The sequence below is a fragment of the Thioalkalivibrio sp. AKL10 genome, assembly GCF_000381845.1.
Classification (GTDB): domain Bacteria; phylum Pseudomonadota; class Gammaproteobacteria; order Ectothiorhodospirales; family Ectothiorhodospiraceae; genus Thioalkalivibrio; species Thioalkalivibrio versutus.
The window spans coordinates 377,073-403,835 of sequence record NZ_KB907142.1 but is presented as its reverse complement, the minus strand read 5'-3'; the positions used below and the strand labels follow the sequence as shown (position 1 = coordinate 403,835).

Genomic DNA, 26,763 nt, shown 5'->3' with positions numbered 1-26,763 from the left:
CAGAGGGCACAGAGGTCACGGAGAAGGGCAGCGGGTAGGATGCGTTGAGCCATGCGAAACGCATCAGGGGCCGGCCGTTCCGCAGAGCCGATGCGATTCGCTGCGCTCATCCGCATCCTACCCTTCCTGTATGTCATCTCCGGTTTCATTGCTGACCTCTGTGGTGCAAATCGCCCTTCTTCGTGTTCGTGGTGGCCAACAAAAAACGGCGCCCGGAGGCGCCGTTTGAGTGTGTTCCATAGTGGAACTCCGGGGTTTAGCCCCAGATGTCGTGGGTGATGCCGTTGTACCAGGCGCGGGTGTATTCCGCCTCGCGGCGACGGAAGCTGGTGCTGGCACCCGACGGGCTGACCCCACCGGCACCGGATACCCCGGCCATCGCACCGTCCTGGTACTGGTAGACCGCGGCTACGCTGACCGCGTAATCGGGGGTCACCAGGCTGTAGCAGGTGTTGGCGGACGAGGGGTTGATGGGCTCCTGCCCCGCCAGTTCGCGGACGATGGCGGCCGCCACGATCTTGCCCTGGTTGTTGGCCGAGTGGCCGGACTTCGGCATGGCGCCCGCCACGCTGGCATCCCCCAGGACGTAGATGTTGTCGTCCATCTCCGACTTGAAGGTCAGCTGGTCTACCGGCACCCAACCGGCGTCGTCGGTCAGTCCGACGTCATGGGCGATCTGACCGGCGTGCTGGGCCGGGATGAAGTTCAGCACGTCGGCGCGGACGCGTTCGAAGCCGCTGTCGGCCAGTACGGTCATGTTGGAGACGTCGATCTCCTCGGCGCGTCCGCCCGATGAGCCGGCCCGCCACTCGATCATGTCGCCATAATGCTCGGCCCAGCCTTCCTCGAACAGGCCCTGCTTGGAGAAGCCATCCTTCGGGTCGAGGATGATGATCTTGGAACGTGGCTTCTCCTGCTTGAAGTAGTTCGCGACCAGCGATACCCGTTCGTACGGCCCCGGCGGGCAGCGGAACGGGTTGGGCGGGGCGACCATGACGAATACGCCGCCGTTCGGCATGTCCTGCAGCTGGGAGCGCAGCAGTTCGGTCTGCGAACCGGCCTTCCAGGCATGCGGGATGCGCTCGGCATCGGACTCGGAGATGCCCGGCATGTCGTCGTAGCGGAAGTCGATGCCCGGTGATATCACGAGCTTGTCGTAGCTCACGCGGTCGCCTCCGCTCAGGCGCACGCTGCGCGCATCGGCGTCCACCGCGGTGACGCGGTCCTCGATGATCTCGATGCCGTATTCATCGCGCAGGGTGTCGTAGCCCTGGGCGATGTCGTCCATGCCAGCGAAGCCGCCGATCACCCAGTTACTGCCGTAGCAGGTGTAGTAGGTGGCGTTGGGCTCGATCAGCGTTACGCGCATGTCGGGCGAGAACTGCTTGATGTATTTCGCGGTGGTCGCGCCGCCGGAGCCGCCGCCGACGACCACAATGTGGGCCTTTTCGGCCCCGCGCATGCCATTGGCGGCACAGCCGATACCGGTGAGGGCCGCGGCGCTGCTGATGCCCGCGACCTTCAGGAAATTACGTCGATTAAAGTCATGCATGATTCGTTTCCCCCTGATCAGAAGCGGCTGAAGTAGCCGGCCATCGATTCGATTTCCTCGTCGGTGTAGCCCTTGGCGTGACGATCCATGATCGTCGCGTCGCGGTCACCGTCGCGGAATGCCTTCATCTGGCTCACGATGACGTCAGCAGGAATGCGGTTCAGTTTCAGCACACCATCATCTTCAGCGGCCGCGTTGTGGCAGGCCTTGCAGGAGGCGGCCATGAGCTGGCCCCGGGTGATTTCGTCGTCGGCGAGGGCCTGGGTAGCAGTGCCCGCCATCGCCAGCGAGGCGACAAGCCCCACCAGGTACAAGTGCGATTTCTTCATTGAAACGGACTCCTCCGTAAGAAGTGGCTTTTTGCGAGCGACAGCTATGACGTACTGCCTTCATCCTTTGGCCCGGTGTGAAGATCCGGGTTGTGATTACGCCACCGGGTTCGAGCCCGGTAGTTGCGCCTGATCGCGAAAACCAACGATCATGAACCTCGTATAGCACAGAAAAAACGCCTTTTCGATGCATTGCAAAGGCATATGCCGCCAGGAGGAGTGCCATGACAGGAGAACGACGTCGTCATCCAAGGATCCCGATGACGGTCGAGGTCGTGGCCGAGTGCGAGAGCGGGGATGCGGTCACCCTGACCACGAACGATATCTCCGGCGGGGGGGCCTTCCTCGAGTGGGAAGACCCGGAAAATGCCTGCGTGGGGCACCTGATGAAGCTCGCCTCGGACGACGAACTGATGCTGCAGGTATTCGGCATGCTGGGGGACGGCGGCGAGGCGCCGCGGGTCAAGGCCCAGGTGGTGCGGGTGATGGACGGGGGTATTGCGGTGCGCTTTGACCCCGAAGAGCTGGAATAGCCACCGGGAACGGGCGTTACGCCTCGCGCTCGATCTGTTCCAGCCCTGCGGCCCATTCGTCGGCGATCAGCGGATTGGTCAGCAGCCAGTTCACGGTGTCCGGGCTCCAGTCATCCTGCGCGTCCTGCAGGGCGATCTCCCAGTCTGCTGCCGTGTAATCCCCGCGCCCCAGGGTGCTGAGGGCCTGCAGCTCCGCCTGTTGGTCCGGACCCAGGTCGCGCAGCGTGCCCTCCAGTTCCTGCAGGGTCAGGTCGCTGGCGTGATCAGCCAGGATCTGCATCGCCCAGTCGTTGTCGCTACCCTCGTTTCCGGTATCCGGGAAGACCACATCCTCTTTGGCATGGAATTCCCGCGCGGCCTGGATTAACCGCTCCATCGTCTCGCCGGTGATGCCGAGGGAGATGGCCATCTAGTGGGCCGGCGTCCGTTCCTGGGCCAGGACCCAGGGGGCGGCCACGATCGCGGTGAAGATCGGGTCGTTCGCGGCCCAGCGGCGGGCATCGTCATCCGAGGCCCGCGCGACCTGGTCGTTGGCCAGCCATTCGCTGACCTGGTGGGTCGCATCGTCGCGGATGGCGCGAGCGACCTCGATCAGATCCAGCTCCGGCGCCACGCGGATCACCACGCCGCGCGCGAAATGCGGCATCAGGTCTTTCCACGGCAGCGGGCCGGCCTGTTCTTCCAGTGGGACTTCGGGTTGTTCGGCAGAGGCCTCGTGCATGACGGTTCCAGTCGGTTTCAGATATCGTTCAGGCTAGGCCGATACCCTTGTATCTTCAACATCTGCCCACGCACGCGTCCGGAGAATGCACCGATATGCGACCCACGCCGGATCTCCAGCCCGGACACCGCGGGCGGGACCTGACGCGGCCCCGCGCGGGCCACGCACTGGTGCTGGCGACGCTGCTCTTCGTGGCGCTTCCGGCGCAAGGCCAGTTCAACACGGATGACCCCGAGGCCGCCGTCTGGGATCTCGACGAGGCCGTTGCCCAGATCGAGGCGCACTACCCCGGCCGGGTGCTCCACGCGCGCGAGGATGTGAGCCAGTTCGGGGCGCGTCTGTTCATCATCCGTATCCTGACCAACGATCAACAAGTGCGTACCCTCCGGATCGAGGAAGGCACCGAAGTGGAGCTCCCGGAATGAACCTGCGCGTGGTACTGATTGAAGACGACGTGGCGCTGCGCAACCAGATTGGCGAGGAGCTGGACCGCAGTGGCTGCCGCGTGGATACCGCCTCGGACGGCGAGACCGGGCTTTACCTGCTGACCGAGTACCACTGCGACATCGCGGTGGTGGATCTGGGCCTGCCGGGCATGGATGGGCTGGACGTGATCCGCAAGGCGCGCGAGTCCAAGCCGCGCCTGCCGATCCTGATCCTGACCGCGCGCGACCGCTGGCAGGACAAGGTCGAGGGCCTGGAGGCCGGGGCTGACGACTACCTGGCCAAGCCGTTCCACATCGAGGAATTGCTGGCGCGGCTGCGCGCCCTGGCACGCCGCAGCCTGCAGTCGGGCCAGGAGCGGCTGGCGTTCGGGCCGCTGGTGATCGACACCGCAGGTGACGAGGTCTGGCTGAATGGCGAGCCGGTCACCCTGACCACATTCGAATACCGCCTGCTGATGACATTGGTCCGCCAGCCGGGCCGGGTGCTCAGCAAGGATGCGCTGGCGGACTACCTCTACGATCACGACGAGGACCGCGAAAGCAACGTGATCGAGGTCCTGATCGGGCGCCTGCGGCGCAAGCTGGATGCCGACGGCAGCCTGGGTTTGATCGAGACCCTGCGCGGACGCGGCTACCGCTTCGCCCGCGAACCTGACGCTGCGCCCGAAAACGAGTCGGAAAGCACCCGATGACCTGCCGCGAGGCTGCCGGGTCCGCATGACAGCGGCCCTGCGCAAGCTGCGTGGGAGTCTGGTCCTGCGCCTGGCGGGGGTCACGGCGATCACCGTGCTGATCTTCTCGTTGCTGACCGCCTGGGTGCTGGAGGCCGCCTTCCGCGACAATGCGGCGGATGCGGTAGAAACCCGCCTCGAGGCGCAAGTCCTGCTGCTGATGGGGCTGGCCGAGGTGGTCGGCCCGGCCGATGTGCGCGTCCCCGAGATGCTTCCCGAGAGCCGTTTGCAGTTGCCAGTCAGCGGGCTCTACGCGCGCATCCTGGGCGAGGAGGGGCAGACCCTGTGGCGCTCGCCGTCGGCGGTCGGCGTCTCCCTGCGCGGCTGGACGGAAGACGACTACTTCAGCTTCAGCCTGCCGGTGCAGTGGGAGCTGGACGGCGGTCAGGTCGGCCTGACCTTCCAGATGCTGGAGGACCGTGAGGCCTTCAGCGAACAGGTCGAGCAGTACCGCACCAGCCTCTGGCAGGGGCTGATGACCATGACCCTCTCCATGATCCTGGTCCTCTCGCTGGCGTTGTGGTTCTGGGGCTTGCGCCCGCTGCGCCAGGTCCGGCGTGACCTCGATGCCCTGCGCCACGGCGACCATGCGCATCTGGCGGGCGATTATCCCACCGAGGTTCGCGCCCTGACCGGCAGCATCAACGACCTGGTCGAGTTCGAACGCGCCCGCCTGGCGCGCCAGCAAAATGCCCTCGCGGATCTGGCTCACAGCCTGAAGACCCCGATCTCCGCCCTGCGCCTGAACCTCGAGAGCGCGCGACCGGATAATGACGACATGCAGCGCCAGGTCGACCGGCTGCAGGGCATCGTCCAGCATCAGCTCAACCAGGCCCAGCGGCTTGGGCCGGCCCCGTTCCAGGCTGCCGAGCCGCTGGGGCCGATCATCGAGCGTACCGGACAGGCATTGGGACGGCTTGCGGCCCAGGAAGGGGTGGCGCTGGAGACCGATCTGGCTGCGGGCTGCGTCCTGCGCATGGACAGCGGGGCGATCTTCGAGCTCCTCGGCAATACCCTGGACAATGCCATCCGCCATGCGACCACGCGGGTGCGCATTACCACTCGCTGCCAGCCCGGCGAGGTGATGCTAATCATCGACGATGATGGGCCTGGCATCCCGCCGGCCGACCGCGCCCGGGTGCTGGAACGCGGCCAGCGCGCGGATACCCGCGGCGACCAGGATGATGGTCGCGCCGAGGGGCAGGGGCTGGGGCTCAGCATCATCCACACCCTGGTCATCGACCATGGTGGAAAGCTGTTCATCGAGCAGGCCCCGGAGCTCCACGGCGCACGCATCCGCATGGTTTTTTCCGCGTCCTGAAGCCAGTGCGGGCGGGGTCGGGGGCTACTCCATGATGCGTTTCGCGGTGCTCAACGCATCCTACAAAGCTCCGCAACGACACCGCGCGGCTGGACATCGCCCCCGTAGGATGCGTTGAGCACCGCGAAACGCATCAACCAGGGCGTGTCGCTCCCCAAACCGTGCGAAATCAGAGTGTGAGGCCCTCCATCGGCAACGCCGGGGGTTCGCCCAGCACGCTGTCGCGCACCAGCGCGGCGGCGCCGCAGGCGAAGGTCCAACCGAGGTGGCCGGAGCCGGTGTTGAGATAAAGGCCGGGTACCGCGGTCGCTCCGAGGATCGGGGTGCCGCGTGCGCTCATCGGGCGCAGGCCGGTCCACGGGGCCATGGTCTCGGCATCCATTTGCTCGGGCAGGCTGGCCAGGGTGCGCCGGCAATGATCCAGTACGCTGGCGGCCCGCTGCGGGTTCAGGCTGCCGTCGCGACCCGCGAACTCCGCGGTGCCGGCCAGGCGCAGGCGATCGCCCAGCGGGGTCATCACGACCTTGTTGGCGTCGTCGATCAGCGGCAGGTGAATCCGGGTTCCGGCGTTCATCGGCAGGGTCAGCGAGTAGCCCTTGACCGGTGCCACGGGCAGCCGGATCCCGAGTGGGCGCAGCAGATCGGGCGCGTGGTAGCCGTTGGCAACGACACAGGCATCCGCGGCGATCGGGCCTTCCGAGGTCTCCAGCGCATCGAGGCGGCCGCGGAAGGTGCGCAGGCGGCGCACCGCCACGCCCGGGCAATAGGTCAGTCCGCGGCGGCGGGCGATGGCCAGCAGGGCCGCGGTAAAGCGGGCGGCATCGCCGATGGCATCGTCGGGAAAGTAGAGCCCGCCGCACAATTGATCGCGCACGGGGGCCAGCGCCGGCTCTTCGGCGATGATGCGTTCCACGGTCCAGTCCTCGAAGCGCACGCCGGCGTCCGTCATGTCCTCGCTGGCAGTGCGATTGCGGGCCTGGCTGGCCGGGTCCTGGAATAGCTTGAGGATGCCGCTGCGGCGGAAGTCGAAGTCCAGCCCCTCGGGTGCCAGCTCGCGCTGCAGGCGGTCGATCTCCTTCAGGGAGAAGGCCGCCAGGCGCGCATTGAGCCGGGTGTGTTCCTCGAAGCGCGCGCGGCGGCTGTTGCCGAGAAAGCGCAGGCCCCAGCCGATCAGTCCCGGTATGGCGTGCGGGCGCACCAGCAGTGGCGAATCGCGGCGCCCGAGATAGCGCAGCAGGTCGAGACCCACGCCCGGGGCGTTCCAGGGTTCGGCATGGCTGGCATGCAGCATGCCGCCATTGGCGAAACTGGATCCGCTGGCCGGCGCCGCAGCGGCGTCCAGCAGCACGACCTCGGCTCCAGCCTCCTGCAGGTACCAGGCTGTGGTGACACCGATCACCCCGGCGCCGATGACCGCTACGCGCATCCGTTGGTCCTTCCGTTGTCGTGGCTCATGTGCCACTGGCCAGTCGTTGGATCAGTGTCGCGTATTCGCGTTCCAGGCGTTTGGGCGAAACCTTCTCGCGGGTGCCCAGTTCCTGGGCGAACTGCGAGACGCGGAATTCCTCGATGCGGTAGCGAAAGGCCAGGACGTCCGGGTGGTCCGGGGCGCGGGCGATCAGTTCCTGCGCCTGCTGCCACAGCGGCTCCACGGCGACGCGGCGGGCGCGGTCCTTGTCCGGGGCCTGGGTCAGACGCTCCAGGCGCTTGTCGATCGCCTCGAGGTAGCGCGGCAGTTCGGGCAGGACATCATGCGGGATGCGCAGCAGGAAATCCGCCGGGACCAGCGCGTCCAGCTGCCCGCGGATGTCGCGCGCGGCCTCGATCCAGGACAGCGGCAGGTCGCCCTGCAGCCGGGTGCGCAGGTCGTGCCAGCGGCGCAGGATCTCGGCGGTCAGGCGCGAGAGCTCCATTACGGTGGGCGAGAACGCCGGCAGCGACTCGTTGAGTCGTTGGGCGAACGCCTCGGCGGCGCGTGGCCAGGGCTCGGCCAGGAACACGCGGTCCGCAGCGGCCTCCAGGATCTGGTCGCGCAGGGCCTCGCAGCTGCCCAGCGTCGAGTAGTTCAGGCAGGCGCGTTCGATCTCCGGGAGCTGGCGGCGCAGATCGCGCGCGGTCTTGCGGGCGCCGAGCAGGAACAGCCGGCGCAGGCCCGCGCGGTGGGCGCGTTCGGCCTTGGCCGGGTCGGGTTCCAGCTCCAGCGAGACGGAATCGCCGCGATCGACCAGGATCGGGAAGGCCCGCAGCTGTGCCCCCTGGTGGTCGAATTCGACACTCTCCGGCAGCGCACCGAAATCCCACTCCGTGATGCCCTCGCGGGTGATCTCGTCCGGACGGCTGGCGTCGAAGTGGGCCTCGGCGCTCCCGCCCAGCCGTGCCTTGAGCGCGGGCAGGTCGCGGCCGCTGGTCTCTTCCTTCCCTTCCGGGTCGAGGATGCGAAAGCGCATCACCAGGTGCGGCTCCAGGGTCTCCGGGCGCCAGGCATCCAGCGGGATGTCGGTGCCGGTCATGGCGCGCAGGGCTGCGGCCAGTGCGGGAATCAATGGGCCCTGGCGGTGTTCGATGCGGGCCAGGGCGGCCTGGGCGAAGTCCGGGGCGGGCACGAACTGGCGGCGCAGGGCCTTCGGCAGGCTCCGCAGCAGGGCGGTCACGCGATCCTCCAGCAGCCCCGGCACCAGCCAGTCGCCCAGCCAGTCGGGCACCGCGTTCAGCGCGGCGATGGGGATGGTGACGGTCACGCCGTCGTCCGGCTGGCCGGGTTCGAAGCGGTAGGCCAGTGGCAGGCGCAGGCCCTCGAGCTCCAGATGGTCGGGATAGGCGCCTTCCGGGAGCGTGGCCTCTGGCTCGTTCAGGAGCTCGGCGCGGTCGATCTTCAGCGCCTCCGGATCGTGTTTTTCGGTCTTGCGCGCCCAGGTCTCGAAGGTCGTGCCGTCGGTGATCGCGGCCGGCAGACGGGCGTCGTAGAAGTCGAACAGGCGCTCCTCTTCCACCAGCAGATCGCGGCGGCGCCCGCGCGCCTCCTGTTCGGCGATTTCGGCCACCGCCTCGCGGTTGGCGCGCACGCCGTTGGAGCGCGAGCGCAGCTCGCCACCGACCAGGCCCTCGCGGATCAGGATGCGCCGTGCCTCGGCCGGGTCGTGCTTGGCGAAGTCCACTGGCTTTTTCGGTGCCACGACCAGGCCGTACAGGGTGATGCGGTCGAAGGCCCCGACGCGCCCGCTGCGGCCCTGGAAGTGCGGCTCGAAGATGTGGTGCTTAAGCAGATGCGGGGCGGCGGTCAGGATCCAGTCGGGCTCGATGCGTGCGTTGTCGCGGGCGTAGACACGCGTGGTCTCGGCGATCTCCGCGCTCATCACCCAGGCCGGCTTCTTCTTCGCCAGCACCGAGCCGGGGTGGATCTGGAAGCGGCGGTTGCGCGCGCCCAGGTAGTCGCCGCGCTCGGTCTTCTGCCCGACCTGACTGACCAGCCCGGTCAGCAGCGCCCGGTGCACCGCCTCGGCGTCCGCCGGTTGCTGGTTCGGGTGCAGGTCCATCTCGCGCGCCAGGCGCAGGAGTTGTACGCGCAGCTCCTGCCATTCGCGCATGCGCAGGAAATTCAGGAAGTGTTCGCGGCACCAGCGCTTCAGGGCACTGGACCCGAGGTCCTCGCGGGCGGTGTGCCAGGCGTCCCAGAGCCGCAGCATGCCCATGAAGTCGGAGCCCTCGACCTGGAACTCGCGGTGGGCCTGGTCCGCCGCCTGGGTGGCCTCGGCCGGGCGCTCGCGCGGGTCCTGCAGCGACAGGGACGCGGCGATGGTGGCGGTCTCGGTGACACAGTCGTGCTCGGTGCCGGCCAGCAGCATCGCCGCGTGGCGCGGGTCGATGGGCATGCGCGCGAGCTGCCGCCCGCGCCGGGTGATCCGGCCACGGTCGTCTACTGCGCCCAATTCGTCGAGCAGGTGGTAGCCATCCTTGACCAGGCGCGGGTCGGGCGGGTCGAGGAACGGGAACTGGCGCGGCTGGCCGAGCTTGAGCGCGGCCATCTGCAGGATCACCGAGGCGAGGTTGGAGCGCTGGATCTCCGGGTCGGTGAAGGGCGGGCGCAGGTTGAAGTCGTCTTCCGCGAACAGCCGGATGCAGATGCCGGGGCCCAGCCGCCCGCAGCGCCCGGCGCGCTGGTCGCAGGCGGCCTGCGAGATGGCCTCCAGGCTCAGGCGCTGTACCCGCGAGCGCCAGGAGTAGCGCGAGATGCGCGCGAGCCCCGAGTCGATCACGAAGCGGATGCCGGGCACGGTCAGCGCGGTCTCGGCGACGTTGGTTGCGAGCACGATGCGGCGGCCGCTGTGTGACTGGAATACCCGCGACTGCTCGCGCGCGGACAGGCGTGCGTAGAGCGCCAGGATCTCGGTGTCGGCGCGGACCTGGCCGCGCAGGGCCTGGTGGGCGTCGCGGATCTCGCGTTCGCCGGGCAGGAATACCAGTACGTCGCCGGGCCCGGCGCGCTCGCACTCGGCCACCGCGTCGCGGATGCCGTCGAACAGGTCGCGTTCACCACGCCCCTGCTCGTCGCTCTCGTCTCCAGCATCCTCCGGCTCGATCGGGCGGTAGCGGAGCTCTACCGGATAGGTGCGTCCGGCCACCGTCAGGATCGGGGCGTCGTCGAAGAACGCCGACAGCCGTTCGGGGTCGAGGGTGGCCGAGGTGATGATGATGCGCAGCTCGGGGCGCTTCTTCGACAGACGCTTGAGCACGCCCATCAGGAAGTCGATGTTCAGGCTGCGTTCGTGCGCCTCGTCGACGATCAGCGTGTCGTAGGCGCGTAGCTCCGGGTCATGCGCCATTTCCGCCAGCAGGATGCCGTCGGTCATCAGCTTGATCCAGTTGTTTGCCCCGGTCTGGTCGGAGAAACGCACCTTGAAGCCGACCGTGGAGTCCCGGTTGCCGCCCAGGGTGGTGCCCAGTTCCTCGGCGATGCGGCTGGCCACCGAGCGCGCGGCGATCCGGCGCGGCTGGGTGTGACCGATCAGCCCGGCCTCGCCGCGCCCGGCCTCCAGGCACAGCTTGGGCAGCTGGGTGGTCTTGCCGGAGCCGGTCTCGCCGCACAGCACGAGTACCGGGTGCTCGCGGATGGCGGCGACGATGCGTTCGCGCTCGGCGTGGATCGGCAGGTCGCCGGCGTAGACGGGTTGCGGGCGCAGGCGGGCGCGCTCGTCGCTGCCTGCCTGGGGGCCGGCCCCCTCGGTGGTGGCCAGGCGTTCGGCGAGGGTGCGGGCCATGCGGTCGCACGGCTGCCCGCGCCGCTGGCGCTGGCGGGCCCGGCGCAGCAGGTCCGCGAGGTCCTTGCGTTCGCCGCCGGCAGGCAACGCCTCGATGCGGGCCGCGAGGGCGTCGAGATCCGGTGCGGGGGCCGGTTTCACGCTCAGCCCTGGTAGCGCAGACGCAGGGCCTCGATATTCTCCGTGCGCAGGCGCTCCAGCGCCTGGCGCACGCGGTCCTCGTCACTGAACGGGCCGAGGTAGACGCGGTACCAGGTCTCGCCCTGGATCTCGACCTCGTGCACTTTCGGGTCCAGACCGAGCAGGGTCAGTCGTGCCTTCATCTCGTCGGCCTGGGCAAAGCGGCGGAACGAGCCGGTCTGCAGGACGACCGGATCGCCTTCACTGGGCGATACGGCCGGTGGCACAGCCGGGGCGGGCGCGTCGCGCTCGGACTCCGGCACCCGGATCTCGTCCTCGGGCAGCAGCTCGTAGTAGCGGAAGCGGGGCTCGTCGTCCGAGGGAACGGTGTCCCGCTCCACCGGTGCCGGGGTCGGGGCGGCCGTCTCGGTCGCGGGATCCGGGTCACCAAACAGCGCGCCCAGATCCGGCGAGCGGTCGGCACCCTGCAGGTACAGCACGGCGGCAAGCCCCAGGCCGATCAGCAGGCCGAGCAACATCCATACCCAGCCGGGGATCGGCCGCGAGGCCTTCCGTGGGGCGGACTTGCGACGGGTCTTGCGCGCCTGGGCCATGGTCTACATCCGTTCCGGGGCGGTCACGCCCAGCAGGCGCAGGCCGTTGTGCAGCACCTGCCTGGCGCCGGTCAGCAGCGCGAGGCGCGCGCCGATCACGTCGGGGTCGTCCGCGTTCAGGAAGGGCACGGCGTTGTAGTAGGCGTGGAAGCCGGCGGCCAGCTCGCGCAGGTACTGGGCGATCTGGTGCGGTTCGCAGGCCTCGGCGGCCGCCGCGATCACTTCCGGGAAACGGTCCAGGCGATCCAGCAGGTCATCCTCCTGCGGTTCGGTCAGGCGCGTGCTGAGGCCTGCGGCGTCGGCGGCGGCCGGGGCATGTCCGCGCTCGGCGGCGGTGCGCAGCACGCTGGCAATGCGCGCGTGGGCGTACTGGATGTAGTACATCGGGTTGTCGTTGGACTGCGACTTGGCGAGGTCGAGGTCGAAGTCCAGGTGCTGGTCGCAGCGGCGCTGCACGTAGAAGAAGCGCGCGGCATCCGAGCCGACCTCGTCGCGCAGTTCGCGCAGGGTCACGAACTGTCCGGCGCGGGTGGACATGGGCAGGCGCTCGCCACCGCGATAGAGGATCGCGAACTGCACCAGCAGCACGTCGAGGCGGCCGGGGTCCAGGCCCAGGGCCTGCAGCGCGGCGCGCACGCGCGGGACGTAGCCGTGGTGGTCAGCGCCCCAGATGTTGATCACGCGCTCGAAGCCGCGCTGGAACTTCTCGCGGTGGTAGGCGATGTCGGAGGCGAAGTAGGTGTAGTCGCCGTTCTCGCGGCGCACCACGCGGTCCTTGTCGTCGCCGTAGTCGGTGGAGCGGAACCACAGGGCCCCGTCCTGCTCGTACAGCGCGCCGCGCCCCTGCAGGTCCTCCACCGCGGCGTCGATCGCGCCGGAGTCGGCCAGGCTGCGCTCGGAGAACCAGCACTGGTACTCGACGCCAAACTCGCGCAGGTCGTCGCGGATGTCATCGAGGATCGCGTTCAGGCCGCAGTCGAACACCTTGCGGTAGAGCGTCTCGCCCAGGAGCTCGCGGGCGCGGGCGATCACCGCGTCGATGAAGGTTTCCTTGTCGCCGCCGTCCGGTTCGTCCGCCGGAAGGTCGCGGGTGACGGCCTCGGCTGGGTATACGCCCTGTTCGCCGATCTGCGCGGTCAGGGTCTCGGCGACCGGGTGGATGTAGTCGCCCTTGTAGCCATTGGCCGGGAACGGCACCTGGACACCGTGCTGCTCCAGGTAGCGTAGCCACACACTGGCAGCGAGGATGTTCATCTGCCGCCCGGCGTCGTTCACGTAGTACTCGCGGGTGACATCGAAGCCGCAGAAATCCAGCAAGTCGGCGACAGTGGCGCCGAAGGCCGCGCCGCGGCCATGGCCGACGTGCAGCGGCCCGGTGGGATTGGCGGAGACGAACTCCACCTGCACCGGGCGTCCGCCGCCCACGCTGGAGCGGCCGAAGTCGCTGCCCTGGGTGGCGACACGGCCCAGCACCAGCGTGCGGGCATCCGCGGCCAGGCGGAAGTTGATGAAACCGGGGCCGGCGATCTCGGTGGCGGCGAGGCCGGGCACCTCGGGCATGGCTGCGCTGAGGGCCTCGGCCAGATCGCGTGGCTTGGATTTCGCCGGGCGCGCGAGCTGCATCGCGATGTTGGCGGCGAAGTCGCCGTGTTCGCGGTCGCGCGCACGCGTGACCTGCACCTCGACACCGTGGTCGGCGGGTACGCGGCCTTCGGCCACCAGGGTCTCCAGTGCGGCCGCCAGGGCCTCGGTCAGGGTGTCTTTCAAGGGAAGCTCGATCCGTCGGGTAAAAAGGGCCGCATTCTAACCCGGAAGCGCTGGTCGTGCCGCCCCGGTACGGGGCGCTCGAAGGGAACCGGGCGGCGGTTTACGCCAGCGAGACCGGGTCGATGTCGATCGCGATGCGGGTGCCGCGCGGGAGGTCGTCGGTCTGCCAGGCGTGGCGGGCGCGGGTCAGGGCCCGATGGAGTGGGCCGCGCTGGGTGGACTGCAGCAGGATCTGTTCGCGGAAGCGGCGATTGACGCGGTGGCGCGGTGCGGGGGCCGGGCCGAGTACGCGCAGGCCTTCGGCGGCGGCGTTGCGCAGGTGGGTGGCGACGCGCTCGGCGTGGCGGCGGGTGGTCTCGGCATCGCCCGCCTCGACACGGACCAGGGCCAGGTGGCCGTGGGGTGGCATCTCGGCGGCAGCGCGCTCCTCCAGCAGGGGCGCGACCATCGCCGGGTAGTCCGCGGCGTTCAGGCCGCGGATCAGGGGGTGGTCCGGATGCCCTGTCTGCAGCAGGACGCGGCCGCCGCCGGAACCACGTCCGGCGCGCCCGGCGGCCTGCACGATCAGCTGCAGGGTGTTTTCGGTCGCGCGCAGGTCGACGCTGAACAGGCCCTGGTCGACGTCAATCACGCCGACCAGTCCGACCTGCGGGAAGTCGTGGCCCTTGGCCAGCATCTGGGTCCCGACGACGATGGCGGCATCCAGCTGGCGGATACGGTCCAGCGCCTCCTCGAGCGCCCCCTTGTGGCGGATGCTGTCGCGGTCCAGGCGGATCAGCGGAGTGGTCGGGTAGTGGCGGGCCAGGGCCTGTTCCAGGCGCTGGGTGCCGAGACCGCGCTGGGCCAGGGCCTCGCCGCATTGCGGGCAGCGCTGGGGGCGCGGTTCCTGGTGACCGCAGAGGTGGCAGACGGCACGCGGGTTGTGCGCGTGGATGGTCAGGCGCGCATCGCAGTCCGGGCATTCGGCGACCCAGCCGCAGGCGTCGCAGGCCAGCACGCGGGCGAAGCCGCGCCGGTTCAGTAGCAGGAAGCACTGGTGGCCGGCGGCGAGGGTCTGTTGCATGGCATCCAAAAGCGGGGCGGTGAGGCCCTCGTCCGGGGTGTGCACACGCGTGTCGATGGCCTCGACGGCGGGCGGTTGAGAGCCGTCCGGGCGCGTCGCCAGTCGGGCATGGGCGTAGCGGCCAGTGGTCGCCGCATGCAGGGTCTCCAGGGTCGGCGTGGCCGAGCCCAGGACCACCGCGACCTGTTCCAGCTGGCCGCGCTTGATGGCCAGGTCGCGGGCGTTGTAGCGAAAGCCGTCCTGCTGCTTGAAGGCGCTGTCGTGCTCCTCGTCAACGATGATCAGGCCGAGATCGGGCAGGGGCGTGAACAGCGCCGAACGGGTGCCGACGACGATGCGTCGCTGCCCCTGACGGGCCGACTCCCAGGCGCGCAGGCGCTCGCCCTCGGACAGCCCGGAGTGGAGGAGGGCAACCTGCCCGGGGAAGCGCTGCTGGATGCGCGCGCTCAGCTGTGGCGTCAGGGCGATCTCGGGGATCAGGAACAGGACCTGGCGCCCGCGTGCCAGCACGCGTTCGGCCATTTGCAGGTAGACCTCGGTCTTGCCGCTGCCGGTGACACCCTCCAGCAGGAGGGGTACGCCAGTATCCGGGGTCAGGGCGTCGACGGCGGCGCGTTGTTCGGCGGTCAGGGTGTGGTCGCTGGTGTTCGGGGGCGGTGGCTGTTTCGGGTCGGGCGTGGTCGCCTCCAGCCAGCCGCGTTCCGCAAACGCGCGCAGTTCGCGCGGGGCGAGTTGCAGCCCGGTGGCGGCGGCCAGGGTGGCGCGATCCAGGGCCGGTGAGGCATGCGGTGTGGTATTCGGGTGGGCCAGCGTGCGGAGGACGGCCTGCTGGCGTCGCCCGCGGGCGTCACCGTCGGCCAGCGCCTGGCTGCCCGCGGGTGTCATCCGCCACAGGGTCTCCGGGGTCAGGGCGGGGAGCGGGTCGCCATGGCGCAGGGCCGGGGGAAGTGCCCCCAGCAGGGCTTCGCCCAGGGGGTGGTGGTAGTACCGGGCTCCGAACTGCAGCAGCTCCAGCAGGCGGGGCCCCAGGATCGGTTCTGCCTCGGGTGCTTCCTGGATCGCACGCAGGCGGCCGGGTGCAACCTCGCTGGTGGATGCCAGCTCGACCACGACCCCGATGGTCGACCCGCGCCCGAAGGGCACGCGCACCCGCTGGCCGGGTGCAAGCGTCAGGTCCTCGGGGATGCTGTAGTCGAACAGCCGGTCCAGAGGGCGATCCAGCGCGATGCAGGCGATTCGGGGCGCGGCAGGCATGCGCACAGTCTACTGTGTCGGACCCCGGGGAGGGGGAGTGGCCGCCGCACTTCGGGAGGGGGTTATCCACAAAAGCTGTGGATAACTCTGTGGGTGAATCGGTATGAACATCCCTAAATGCTTGTTACTGCTAAGGGCAACTTGGATTGGGCAAAAATCGACCATATCCATTTAATATATGGAAAACAGCGAGTTATGATCGCTATGTGAAACCGAGTGCGCGCTGTGTGTGCTAACCGGGGTTTGACCCCGGCCCTTGTGGGTAGTTTGTACAGGAAACGTACAGATTTCGGGTTTCAATCCTGGCCCGTTGGGTGAGCAACAAAAAAAACCCGGCACCGCAAAACGGTGGCCGGGTTTCGGTTGCGGGGCCCGGTGTCCGGGCCCCGCGAGTGGGGTGGGCCGACTAGCCGAGGGCCTTGACCGATGCCACCAGTTCGGCGGCCACCTTCTGGCCGTCGCCGTACAACATCTGGTTGTTGTCGGCATAGAACAGGTGGTTCTCGATGCCCGAGAAACCGGAGCCCTTGCCGCGCTTCACGCAGATGACGTTGTGCGCCTGGTCCGCGTTGAGGATCGGCATGCCGTAGATCGGCGAGTCCGGATTGGTCCGGGCCACCGGGTTCACGACGTCGTTCGCGCCGATGACCATGGCGACATCCGCGGTCTTGAACTCCTCGTTGATCTCGTCGAGGTCGAAGATGATGTCGTAGGGCACGCCGGCCTCGGCCAGCAGCACGTTCATGTGCCCGGGCATGCGGCCCGCGACCGGGTGGATCGCGAACTTCACGTCCACGCCGCGCTTCTGCAGCAGCTGGGTGAATTCCCAGATCTTGTGCTGTGCCTGTGCCACGGCCATGCCGTAGCCCGGCACGATGATCACCTTCTCGGCAAAGGCCATCATGATCCCGGCGTCGTTGGCCTGGATCTCCTTCATGGTGCCCTCGATCGCTTCCTCGGCACCCCCGCTGCTGCCCCCGAACTGGCTGAACAGGATGTTCTTGATCGGGCGGTTCATCGCCTTGGCCATCAGCTGCGTGAGCAGCGTACCGGCCGCGCCGACGACGATACCGGCGATCATCAGGGCCGGGTTGTCGAGCACGATGCCCTTGAGGCCGACTGCCAGGCCGGTGAGGGCGTTGTACAGCGAGATGACCACCGGCATGTCGGCGCCGCCGATCGGCAGGGTCATCAGGATGCCGAAGGCGAGCGACAGGACGAAGAACAGCAGCAGTGTGGCCGAGCCGATCTCGCCGCCGCCGGTCGCCAGCATGAAGCCGAGGATCACGGTGATAGCAAAGATGGCGATGTTCACCACCTGCTGGCCCGGGAAGTGGAAGGTCTTCTTCATCAGGCCCTGCAGCTTGGCGTAGGCCACCAGCGAACCGGAGAAGGCCACCGCACCGATCAGCGAGCCGGTGGTGGCGATTGCCAGGCCGGTATTGGTGACGCTTTCCGGGGTGGCCTGCAGCAGGTAGATCGCACCGATGCCGGCCGCGGCGCCGCCGCCCATGCCGTTGTACAGCGCGATCATCTGCGGCATGTCGGTCATGGCGACCTTCTTGCCGCTCCACCAGGCGAGACCGCCACCGATGACGATACCCAGGACGATCAGGGTGTAGTTCACGCCCCCGGAGACTTCCGGATGCACGAAGGTCACGAGCGTGGCGAGCACCATCCCCACGCCGGCCCACATGATGCCCGGCCGCGCGGTGGTCGGCGAAGACATCTGCTTGAGGCCGACGATGAACAGGACCGCCGCCGCAAAGTAGGCGAGGTTGATAATCAGACTCATGCGTTATCTCCCTTCTTGTCGTCCTTCTTGCTGGTCTTGAACATCTCCAGCATGCGTTCGGTGACGACATAGCCACCCACGGCGTTGCCCGCGGCCAGGATCACGGCGACAAAGCCGATGGCCTGTTCCAGCGGGGTCGTGGCGTGGCCGAGCGCGACCATGGTCCCGACCAGCACGATGCCGTGGACGAAGTTGGAACCGGACATCAGCGGGGTATGCAGGATGACCGGGACCTTGGAGATGATCTCGTAGCCGGTGAAGGCCGCGAGCATGAAGATGTACAGCGCGATAAAGCCTTCGATGATCATGATTGAGCTCCCTTCAGGGCCTCGCGGGTGGCCTCGTGCACGATCTCGCCATCGCGGGTCAGCACGCTCTTGGCGATGACCTCGTCATCCCAGTCGGGCTGGAATTCGCCGCCTTCGGCGATCATCGGCGTGAGGAAATTCAGCAGGTTCTTGGCATACATCTCGGAGGCATGCAGCGGGACCTGCGAGGGCACGTTCAACGGGGCATGGATGATCACGCCCTTGTGGTCGTGGGTCTCGCCGGGCTTGCTCAGCTCGCAGTTGCCGCCACCTTCGGCCGCCAGGTCGATGATGACCGCACCCGGCTTCATGCCCTCGACCATGATCTTGGGGATCAGCTTGGGTGCATCGCGTCCCGGGATCGCGGCGGTGGTGATCAGCACGTCGGCCTTGGCGATGTACTCGCCCAGGGCATCCTGCTGCTGCTTTTTCTCTTCCGCGGTCAGTTCGCGGGCGTAGCCGCCCTCGCCCTCGGCGGAGACGCCGAGATCCAGGAACTTCGCGCCCAGCGACTCGACCTGCTCCTTGGTGGCGGAGCGCACGTCATAGGCCTCGACCATCGCGCCCAGGCGCTTGGCCGTGGCAATCGCCTGCAGTCCGGCCACGCCGGCGCCGATCACGATGACCTTGGCCGGGCGGATGGTGCCGGCCGCGGTGGTCAGCATCGGGAAGAAGCGGCAGGACAGGTCGGAGCCCATGATCGCGCCCTTGTAGCCGACCACGGCTGCCTGTGAGGACAGCACGTCCATGCTCTGGGCGCGCGAGATGCGCGGGATCAGCTCCATCGCGAAGCTCAGGATCTTGCGCTCCTGCATCGCCTTGACCACATCCGGGTTGCGGTGAGCGTGGAACAGGCTGACCACGGTCGAGCCTTCCGGCAGCTGGTTGATCTCCTCGACTGTCGGCGGTGCCACGCGGACCATCAGATCCGACTGGCCGTAGGCGGTCTCGGTGTCGACCACGGAGGCCTTCTCGTAGGCCGCATCCGGGAAATGGGCCTCGGAACCGGCACCCTTTTCCAGCTGCACCGTGATGCCCATATCGCTGAACTTGGCCGCTACCGACGGATCCAGGGCCACGCGGCGCTCGCCACTGGCGGATTCCCTGGGAACGGATAATTTGATTGCCATGCGCTCTCTCCCCGGGCCAAGCGTTCCCGTATTCCCTATGGGACGATCAGCCGCGCTCGCGGGTGGTGAAATCGGATGCGGCACGCGTGATTCGGGCGTGCCGCACAAAAAACGACCCGCGAGTGTAGCGGATCCGGCCTCGTGCTTAAACCGTGTCCACCCTCGTTGCCGGGCCCGTCAGGTTGGGCGAGCTTACGATACCGCGGGTCATGGCGTTGTAATTGCTTTGTTCCTGAAGGCTGTTTATTGTTTTTCGGGTATCGAAGGCGGCATGGATTTGTTCACCCTTACGCCGCGTGAGCAAATCCGTGTTTCCTTGAGACGGGACGGGGTCATGTTGCCGAATGAGCATCAGGTCCTGCGCACGGATGCCGCGGGCATGCCGCTGGAGTGGATCGGCCTGGAGCAGGCCGTGCGGCTCTATTACACCGAGCAGGTGGCCTACACCTGTGGCAGCCCGCTATATCGCATGCGCGGCGGCATCAACGCGCGCACCGGGTTGCAGTCACGGGTCGAGGTCAACTCGATCATCGCCACTCACGGCACCCGCAAGTCCCGCTTCAACGACTACATCCCCCCGCTCAATAACACCACCCTGTTCCGCCGCGATGCCCACCTTTGCCTCTACTGCGGTCACGCGTTCCCCGAACGCGATTTGTCCCGCGACCACGTGACCCCGATCAGCCAGGACGGTGAAGACACCTGGACCAACGTGGTCACCGCCTGCAAGCGCTGCAACAACCACAAGGCAGGGTTCACGCCGGAAGAGGCCGGGATGCAGTTGCTCGCCATCCCGTTCACGCCCACCCACGCGGAATACATCTTCCTCAAGGGCAAGCGCGTGCTGGCCGACCAGATGGAGTTCCTGCAGGCGCACTTCCCGCGTACCAGCCCGTTGCGGGGTCGTAGCGTCTGATCCGTCCCGGGCGCGCGCCCACTCGTGCCCGCGGGTATCCTTGGCGTGTGAACCAAAGCGACGCTCCGTGACTCCGACAGGGAGTCACCGTCCCCCATGCCTGCAAGGAGCCCCATGAAGTATTTCGGAGAAGCGGATTATCGCCATGGCCAGGCGCGCGGCGTCGGCGTTTTGCTGACCAACCTGGGGACGCCGGACGAACCCACCGCGCCCGCCTTGCGGCGCTACCTGAAGGAGTTCCTCTGGGACCCGCGCGTGGTCGAGGTCCCGCGACCCATCTGGTGGCTGATTCTGAACGGCGTGATCCTGAACATTCGGCCCAAGCGCTCGGCGGCGAAGTACGCAACCGTGTGGACCGACGAGGGCTCGCCGCTGCTGGCGATCTCGAAACGCCAGGCCGCCGGTGTGCGCGAGCGCCTGGCCGCGCAGGTCGGCGAGGATGTCCCGGTCGCCCTGGGCATGCGCTACGGCAACCCGTCCATTGAATCCGGCCTGGACGAATTGCGCCGCCAGGGCGTGCGTCGTGTGGTCGTATTGCCGCTGTACCCGCAGTACTCGGCCAGCACCAATGGCTCCACCTTCGATGCCGTGGCCGACGTGCTCAAGGGCTGGCGCTGGGTGCCCGATCTGCAGTTCATCGCCGCCTATGACGCCCAGCCCGGCTACATCGAGGCCCTGGCCAACAGTGTGCGCGAGCACTGGCAGGCGCATGGTCAGGCCGATCGCCTGATGATGTCCTTCCACGGCATCCCCAAACGCTACCTGCTGCAGGGCGACCCCTACCACTGCCTGTGCCACGCCACCGGGCACAAGCTGGCGCAGGCGCTGGGGCTGAACGACGACCAGTGGCAGGTCACCTTCCAGTCGCGCTTCGGTCGCGAGGAATGGCTGCAGCCCTACACCGACAAGACCCTGGAGGCCTTGCCGGGGCAGGGCGTGCGCTCGGTGGACGTGATCTGCCCCGGTTTCTCGGCGGATTGCCTGGAGACCATCGAGGAGATCGGCGACGAAAACCGCGAGATCTTCACCGAGGCCGGCGGCGAGCGCTTCCACTACATCCCGGCGCTGAACGACCGCGCCGATCATCTCGACTTCCTGGCCGGGCTGCTGCAGCAGCACCTGGCGCCGTGGCTCGACGATCCGGACAACGCCCCCGAGGCGCGTGCGGCTGCGCGCGAGCGCGCGCTGGCCATGGGTGCCAAGCAGTAGATCGGCGATGGATCGACCCACGATGGACGTCCGGGGATCGCACACGATCGAGATCGGCGCCGTGATCATCGGCGACGAGCTCCTGAGCGGGAAGCGCCGCGATCGGCATCAGGCGCACCTGACTGCGGCGCTGGCGGAAAGGGGGCTGGAACTCGCGTGGATCCGTATCGTCGGTGATAACGCCCGCCTGCTGACGCAAACCTTCCGCGAGACGCTGGTGAGCGGCGCCGAGGTGTTCAGCTTCGGCGGCATCGGCGCGACCCCGGATGATCGCACCCGCGCCTGCCTGGCCGAGGCACTGGCCCAGCCGCTGGCGCCTCATCCCGAGTTCATGGCCATCCTCGAGGAGCGCTTCGGTGCCGACGCCTGGCCCCACCGCGTACGCATGGCCGAGCTCCCCGAGGGGGCCAGCCTGATCCCGAACCCGGTCAACGGCATCCCCGGCTTTAGCTGTGCGCAGCATCACTGCGTACCCGGTTTCCCGGCCATGGCCGAGCCCATGGCCCGCTGGGTCCTGGAGCAGCGCTTCCCCGACCGCGATGCGGCAGCGGGTGCCGTGGAAGAGGTCCTGCGCCTGGAGAATGTCACCGAGAGCCGCCTGGTCCCGGTGCTCGAGGCCATGGAGGCCGCGTTCCCCGACCTGCGTATCTCCTGTCTCCCGCGCATGGACCGCCAGGCGCCGCAGGTCGAGCTGGGCCTGCGTGGCGCCCGCGCCCGCGTCACCGAGGCCCAGGCCGCCTTGCGCCAGCACCTGATCGCCGGCGGTTTTCTGGCGTACTAGTCTGCAGCCTCCTGGCAGGGCAACGGTGCTATAAAGCCCTTGCGCACCCCGGCGTTCCCGGTATATATCCTGTGGGGAAGACGCTGATCTGGGCGTCTGCCTGACAGGCGCCCGCCTGCGCGCCGCGATCGCGGCCCGAATGGAAGACCCGAGTACGTGAACCTGCCTGCCCTTGGCCCCGAATGGCTGGAAGCCGCCGAGACCGCCGCGCCGACCCTGGCGCCGGTCGTGGCCGACTCCTCCTCCGAATTTTGCGCGCCCGACGGCTGGCTGGATGCGCTGGCGCGCGAGCATCTGCTCGTCTGGCCCGATTTCCAGCCGCCGGAGATCGTCGACGCCCTGCGAGAGGAGGTCTATGCGCTGCGTGATGCGGCGCAACTGGCGCAGGCGCGGATCGGCCGCGCCGGCGAGCGCCATCGGGACCGGGCGACCCGCGGCGACTGGATTCACTGGCTGGATGGCGCGAGTCCCGCGCAGCAGGCGTTCATGGCGCGCCTCGACGAGATTCGTTTGCAGGCGAGCCGGGCGCTGATTCCGGGTTTGTTCGAGACCGAGTCCCACTTCGCCCTCTATCCGCCTGGCACGCACTACGCCCGGCACGTGGACGCCTTCCAGGCCGGCAACTGCCGCCGCCTGTCGCTGGTGTTCTACCTGAACCGTCACTGGCGCGAACGCGACGGCGGCCAGCTCGCAATCTACGACAGCGAAGGGCGCGAGATCCGCCGCATCCAGCCACGCGCGGGGACGCTGGTGATGTTCCTCAGTCAGACCGTACCCCATGCCGTCCTGCCTACCCGCCGCTGGCGCGCCAGCATCGCCTCCTGGATGCGCATCCGCGATCTGTCGGGCCCCCTCGCCAGCCTCGACCGCTTCTGACGGTCCTGGTTGCCTGAGGCGAGCACCTGCGCGACGGGCCGACGCCTGCCGCGTTCTCGCCGAAATCGCAAGTCGACCCCGCCCATTCGCGACGCGGGACTCGCCCCGACAGCGGCTCCGTGCGGTTCGTTTCGTGTGATGCGCTTCTGGTTTTCCAGCCTTTCCGCGGTCCATGCGGCTTTGTGCGTCATTGGGCCTGGCAAACTGCCTAGGCTTGCAAAGGACGTTTCTGGCTAGAGGGAGACCGTGATGCACAAGATTGGCAATTTGACTCGTTTGGTGGGTTTGGGGATTGCGAGTGCGGGGCTCGTCGCCTGTGGCGGCGGCGGGAGCAGCGGTGGCGGGACCGGACAGATGAGCCTTGCCGTGACGGATGCCCCTGTCGATTCGGCCAGCCGGGTCGTGGTCCGCTTCACCTATATCGAGCTCCAGCCCTCCGACGGCGAACGCATTCGCATCGATCTGGGTGAGGACGAATCCGTTCGCGAGATCGATTTGCTCGCGTTGCAAGGCGAAGACTCTGAATTCCTGTTCGAGGACGCAGAAGTCCCGGCAGGCGATTACGACTGGATCCGTTTTCATCTGGAGCGCGAAGAGGGTGTCAGTGCGCCGCCGCTCTCCAATTTCGCGACCAGCTCGTTCATCGAGTTCGTGGATGGCTACAGCGAGAACCTGATCATCCCGGGTGGGTTGCAGGCGGGCTTGCAGCTATCCAGCGGCTTCAGCATTGCGGAGGACGAAGAGGCCTCGTTCACCGTGGACTTTGATCTGCGCAAAGCGATCCGCGAAGACACTCGCTTTGAGGGCTACCATCGCATGCGGCGTTCGCTGCGTTTGGTGGATAACCGTGAAGCGGGCGCCATTACGGGGACAGTGGATCCCGGGCTGCTCCCCGCGGATTTCACCTGCGAAGAGCGCGAACCGGGGCTGTACGCCTGCCCGGGCGCGGCGGTTTATGTCTTCGAGGGCCCTGACCGTGAGCCGCGTGATCTCCGCGACGACGATGACGATGCGGTGACCACGGCCAACGTGCACTACCGCCATGTCGAGGCGACCGGTGACTGGGAGTACCGCTACACCGCAGGATTCCTGGAGGCGGGCGATTACACGGTGGCCCTGACCTTCGAGGCGGGCGAGGACGATCCGGAGGAGGCCACTCCCATCGAGTTCGTCGATCAGGCCAACGCCGAAGTCGAGGCGGGTGAGACGACGGAAGTGAATTTCCCGGATAGCTAGTATCGATCGTCCGAGTGGGTTGCGGCTTTGGGCCGCTGCCCTGCAGTAGGGGAAGCCACAGGGGCGCCGGGTTTTCACTCAGCGCCCCTTCTGTTGGTGGGGGTGAATCAGTCCCCGTATCCCGGTTGCGAGGCCCGGTGATCCAGTTCACCCCAGGCGCTGGCCAACGGGGCTACAGGGCAAAACCACCGTCTGTGAACGGCCGCCAGGCGATTCCGAAGTCGAGTCCGGTACGGTCGCGATCCACCCGGAAGGTCTCGCGGGCTTCATATTGCGGCCAGGCTCCGCAGGCCTCGGCGCCGGCACAAATCCGGCCATCGCCCGCGATGTTGGTGCCGGCGACCAGGCGATAATCCCCGGCGGGCACCCCTTCGAAGCGATAGCGGTAGGTCCCGTACTCGGGTTCCAGGGCCGTTTGCGCCACGACGCGATCATCGCGGTCGAGCAGTAGTACGTAGACCCGTCCCACGGTATCGCGTTGCGGGTCGCGCTCGGCGACCCGGATGCCGACCGGAATGTCGCGCTGGTCGCCGTTGTCGGCAGTGATGCGCAAGCGAGACTCGTAGTCGCCCGGGCTCAGTGCATCGCGCTGTCCGTATGAGCGATAAAGCCCCAGGCCGTCTTCGGTGACGTTGTGTGGTTCCACGGTCAGCCATGTCGCGGGCGTGGCGATGTCTTCAATCTGCAAGCTGCCATCGCCCCCGTTGCGCAGCCGCAGATCCAGGCTCGTTCCGGTAAAGCCGAAGTTCAGGAATTGTGGGGTGACCGAGATCCGGGGCGCCAGCTCTCCCGTGTCGGTCCGCTCCGCGAACGCCTGGACCGCCTGATACGCGTCGATCTCGCCCCATCCGGTTTCCGGGTCCCAACCGGTGGGTCCCAGGTCGTTGGTGAGCGCGCCCGATTCGAGCAGCTCCAGCAGCAACCCCGGGGAGAGCTCCGGATTCACCGCGCGGCCCAGTGCAAGGACGCCGGAAACGACCGCTGTGGACATTGAAGTGCCCTGAAGGAATGCGTAGTCCGATGCAAGGGTTTCGCCCGTGTCATTGACCCAGGTGCTCAGGATGCCGTCTTCGGGGTGAATCATGACGCCCCCGGGCGCCACCAGGTCCAGACGGGGGCCGTAGTTGCTGTACCAGGCGCGTTCGGCGTTGCGGTCCGTGGCGCCCGCTGCAAGTACCGATTCGTAGGCTGCGGGGTAACCGACCGTGCTGGTTCCATCGTTGCCCGAGGACGCGACCACCAGGATTCCGAGCTCGCGGACCTCCTGCAAGAGTTCATCGGCCTCCGCGCTGTATCCACCACCCCCGAGGCTGAGGTTGATGATGTCGGCCGTCTTTTCGGGGACGGTGCCGGAGTCGTTCGGCAGACCGGCTGCGTAGCGTATCCCCTGTAGCGTGTCGTTCAGGGTTCCGGTGCCGTTCAGGGTCCAGACGGGGAGGATGTCCACTCCCCAGGAGACGCCGGCGACGCCAAGACTGTTGTCGGTTGCCGCCCCGATGATTCCGGTGACGTGTGTGCCATGCCAGGAACGCTCTTCATCGCAGGTGCTGTCTGCCGGATCGCAGACAAACCGCTTTGTCGGGAACAGCCGGTCCGCGTCCAGGTCTTCGTGCTCGCGGTAGACGCCGGTATCGATGACGGCCACGACAACCTCTTCGTCTGCTTCCTGGCCGGTGGTGATGTCCCAGGCTTCCGGCAGGTTGATGGCTTCGTGGAACCATTGATCTCCCCAGTGTGGGTCGTTGGGCGTCGTCCGCAGGGGAGTCATCCGGTAGTTGGGCGATGCCGAGACGATATCCGGCTGCCCCCGCAGCGCCTTGATCACGCGCAGGGTGTCATGGCGAGCGGCGTGTTCCGGGGTGCGCCAGGCCACTGCCGGCGAGATCGAGGGCGTATGCAGGCCCAGCGTACTGATGACTGCCTCCGCATGACCCTCGGGGATGCGCCAGAGCTGCTCGCGTCCCGGAGCCCCGGAGGCCCTCTTCAGGCCCATGTCGGCCGGGGTCTTTCTCTGTGCGAAGGGGCGCATCTCGTCCGCGCTGCGCACGATGATCTCGCCCGGCACAAAGTCATCCGCCACACGCAGGCTTGCCGCATGCGCGGGGTCCAGCATCTGCGACGAGTCGAGTCGCAAGTGGTACGCGGACTGGCCCGAATAGGCCGATACCCGGACATAGTAAAGCCCGGCCTCGGGTGCGACGACGCGTTCGAAACCGTCGATCCCGATGGAGGCATCCACTAGCATCCCGTCTTCATCAATCAGGTACAGGTCGAGATCGGCCCGTGCGGGATCCGGGAACTCCAGCAAGGCCTGGTCGCCGGCCTCGAACTCGGCCACGAATATGTCATCCGGGTCTCCGGCCGAGCCGAAGCGGCTGTCGGTCAGGGGGCTGGCCACAAATCCGCCGATGATGGCGGGCATGCGTACCGCCTGCGCACTGGCGAGGCCGTTGTTGCTGGAGATCCGGCTTTCCGGGTCGTTCGTATCGGAATCGACATGATGCAAGGCCTGCACCTCGATGCTCCCGGAAACGACGAAACCCCTACTGGATGATCCGCCGCCCCCACCCCCACACCCGACCGCCAGAAGCGCCGAAGACAACGCCAGTGCAATCCATGCGAAGACCTGCCGCATCGATCGCGCTGGTTCATGGCGAAGCAAGTCGCCATTTGATGGGCGCAATGACCGCTTCACTCCAAAGCTCCTCCAGATGACCAGAATATTCGGGGACATCGGCGATTTCGACCCGCAATCGGTCCCTCATTCCCCGCGGACCGCAGACGCGAAAAGGAATTTGCTGAGATC

Annotated in this window: 22 protein-coding genes; 9 read left to right on the top strand and 13 right to left on the bottom strand. The window is 67.5% G+C overall.

What is annotated here, in order from left to right; all coding sequences use genetic code 11:
• Nucleotides 1–256: 256 nt before the first annotated feature.
• Both G333_RS0101930 and G333_RS0101925 read right to left on the bottom strand, forming a co-directional pair.
• The gene (locus G333_RS0101930) at nt 257–1,552 is read right to left on the bottom strand and encodes an FCSD flavin-binding domain-containing protein (protein ID WP_019627519.1); all 1,296 of its coding nucleotides are present in this window, start codon (nt 1,550–1,552) and stop codon (nt 257–259) included.
• 17 nt (nt 1,553–1,569) lie between these two features.
• On the bottom strand, nt 1,570–1,881 hold the full coding sequence (locus G333_RS0101925) for a hypothetical protein (RefSeq protein ID WP_019627518.1): 312 nt from the start codon (nt 1,879–1,881) through the stop codon (nt 1,570–1,572).
• Nucleotides 1,882–2,105: 224 nt separating this feature from the next.
• On the opposite strand from G333_RS0101925, the gene G333_RS0101920 reads away from it, so the two are divergent.
• A complete protein-coding gene (locus tag G333_RS0101920; RefSeq protein ID WP_081624487.1) occupies nt 2,106–2,414 on the top strand; it encodes a PilZ domain-containing protein in 309 nt (102 codons plus the stop codon).
• Nucleotides 2,415–2,430: 16 nt separating this feature from the next.
• Here the strand turns inward: G333_RS0101920 and G333_RS0101915 are convergent, their stop codons facing one another.
• A complete protein-coding gene (locus G333_RS0101915) occupies nt 2,431–2,823 on the bottom strand; it encodes a DUF3775 domain-containing protein (RefSeq protein WP_019627516.1) in 393 nt (130 codons plus the stop codon).
• Nucleotides 2,824–3,135, bottom strand: coding sequence for a DUF2288 family protein (locus G333_RS0101910; RefSeq protein WP_019593424.1), 312 nt, complete (start codon nt 3,133–3,135; stop codon nt 2,824–2,826).
• 95 nt (nt 3,136–3,230) lie between these two features.
• On the opposite strand from G333_RS0101910, the gene G333_RS0101905 reads away from it, so the two are divergent.
• Genes G333_RS0101905 through G333_RS0101895 form a run of 3 tightly spaced genes read left to right on the top strand, consistent with a single transcriptional unit; the run spans nt 3,231 to nt 5,633 of the window.
• On the top strand, nt 3,231–3,560 hold the full coding sequence (locus tag G333_RS0101905) for a PepSY domain-containing protein (RefSeq protein ID WP_018938253.1): 330 nt from the start codon (nt 3,231–3,233) through the stop codon (nt 3,558–3,560).
• Nucleotides 3,557–4,273 carry a response regulator transcription factor gene (locus G333_RS0101900; protein WP_019627515.1) on the top strand — a complete coding sequence of 239 codons (717 nt, stop codon included), beginning with the start codon at nt 3,557–3,559 and terminating at the stop codon, nt 4,271–4,273. The genes G333_RS0101905 and G333_RS0101900 overlap by 4 nt, the downstream gene beginning before the upstream one ends.
• Before the next feature lie 25 nt (nt 4,274–4,298).
• Entirely contained in the window at nt 4,299–5,633 is a 1,335-nt protein-coding gene (locus G333_RS0101895; protein ID WP_019627514.1) for an ATP-binding protein, read from the top strand.
• Nucleotides 5,634–5,802: 169 nt separating this feature from the next.
• Here the strand turns inward: G333_RS0101895 and G333_RS0101890 are convergent, their stop codons facing one another.
• The 8 genes from G333_RS0101890 to G333_RS0101855 form a co-directional block, all read right to left on the bottom strand.
• Nucleotides 5,803–7,095 carry an FAD-dependent oxidoreductase gene (locus G333_RS0101890; RefSeq protein ID WP_369791816.1) on the bottom strand — a complete coding sequence of 431 codons (1,293 nt, stop codon included), beginning with the start codon at nt 7,093–7,095 and terminating at the stop codon, nt 5,803–5,805.
• Entirely contained in the window at nt 7,085–11,029 is a 3,945-nt protein-coding gene (hrpA, locus tag G333_RS0101885; RefSeq protein WP_019627512.1) for an ATP-dependent RNA helicase HrpA, read from the bottom strand. The genes G333_RS0101890 and hrpA overlap by 11 nt, the downstream gene beginning before the upstream one ends.
• 2 nt (nt 11,030–11,031) lie before the next feature.
• Nucleotides 11,032–11,622 carry an SPOR domain-containing protein gene (locus G333_RS0101880; protein ID WP_019627511.1) on the bottom strand — a complete coding sequence of 197 codons (591 nt, stop codon included), beginning with the start codon at nt 11,620–11,622 and terminating at the stop codon, nt 11,032–11,034.
• Nucleotides 11,623–11,625: 3 nt separating this feature from the next.
• Entirely contained in the window at nt 11,626–13,389 is a 1,764-nt protein-coding gene (gene argS / locus G333_RS0101875; RefSeq protein WP_019627510.1) for an arginine--tRNA ligase, read from the bottom strand.
• A 100-nt stretch (nt 13,390–13,489) separates the two neighbouring features.
• Entirely contained in the window at nt 13,490–15,706 is a 2,217-nt protein-coding gene (locus G333_RS0101870) for a primosomal protein N' (RefSeq protein ID WP_019627509.1), read from the bottom strand.
• A gap of 406 nt (nt 15,707–16,112) precedes the next feature.
• Nucleotides 16,113–17,501 carry an NAD(P)(+) transhydrogenase (Re/Si-specific) subunit beta gene (locus G333_RS0101865; RefSeq protein WP_018938248.1) on the bottom strand — a complete coding sequence of 463 codons (1,389 nt, stop codon included), beginning with the start codon at nt 17,499–17,501 and terminating at the stop codon, nt 16,113–16,115.
• Nucleotides 17,498–17,809 (bottom strand): NAD(P) transhydrogenase subunit alpha, encoded by a 312-nt coding sequence (locus G333_RS0101860; protein WP_017942675.1) that lies wholly within the window; start codon nt 17,807–17,809, stop codon nt 17,498–17,500. The genes G333_RS0101865 and G333_RS0101860 overlap by 4 nt, the downstream gene beginning before the upstream one ends.
• Complete coding sequence (locus G333_RS0101855) at nt 17,806–18,939, bottom strand: NAD(P) transhydrogenase subunit alpha (RefSeq protein WP_038037866.1); 1,134 nt, start codon at nt 18,937–18,939, stop codon at nt 17,806–17,808. The genes G333_RS0101860 and G333_RS0101855 overlap by 4 nt, the downstream gene beginning before the upstream one ends.
• 334 nt (nt 18,940–19,273) lie before the next feature.
• Here G333_RS0101855 and G333_RS0101850 point away from each other — a divergent pair, with 334 nt between their 5' ends.
• The 5 genes from G333_RS0101850 to G333_RS0101830 all read left to right on the top strand — a co-directional run bounded on the left by G333_RS0101850 (nt 19,274) and on the right by G333_RS0101830 (nt 23,957).
• The gene (locus G333_RS0101850; RefSeq protein WP_018168316.1) at nt 19,274–19,855 is read left to right on the top strand and encodes an HNH endonuclease; all 582 of its coding nucleotides are present in this window, start codon (nt 19,274–19,276) and stop codon (nt 19,853–19,855) included.
• A gap of 114 nt (nt 19,856–19,969) precedes the next feature.
• The gene (hemH, locus tag G333_RS0101845) at nt 19,970–21,064 is read left to right on the top strand and encodes a ferrochelatase (protein WP_018144579.1); all 1,095 of its coding nucleotides are present in this window, start codon (nt 19,970–19,972) and stop codon (nt 21,062–21,064) included.
• Nucleotides 21,065–21,086: 22 nt separating this feature from the next.
• On the top strand, nt 21,087–21,845 hold the full coding sequence (locus G333_RS0101840; RefSeq protein ID WP_019627508.1) for a molybdopterin-binding protein: 759 nt from the start codon (nt 21,087–21,089) through the stop codon (nt 21,843–21,845).
• Between the two features lie 156 nt (nt 21,846–22,001).
• Nucleotides 22,002–22,721 (top strand): 2OG-Fe(II) oxygenase, encoded by a 720-nt coding sequence (locus G333_RS0101835; RefSeq protein ID WP_019627507.1) that lies wholly within the window; start codon nt 22,002–22,004, stop codon nt 22,719–22,721.
• A 249-nt stretch (nt 22,722–22,970) separates the two neighbouring features.
• Complete coding sequence (locus G333_RS0101830; protein ID WP_019627506.1) at nt 22,971–23,957, top strand: DUF4382 domain-containing protein; 987 nt, start codon at nt 22,971–22,973, stop codon at nt 23,955–23,957.
• Nucleotides 23,958–24,129: 172 nt separating this feature from the next.
• Here G333_RS0101830 and G333_RS0101825 read toward each other — a convergent pair whose 3' ends face one another.
• The gene (locus tag G333_RS0101825; protein ID WP_019627505.1) at nt 24,130–26,472 is read right to left on the bottom strand and encodes a S8 family serine peptidase; all 2,343 of its coding nucleotides are present in this window, start codon (nt 26,470–26,472) and stop codon (nt 24,130–24,132) included.
• Between the last annotated feature and the right edge of the window lie 291 nt (nt 26,473–26,763).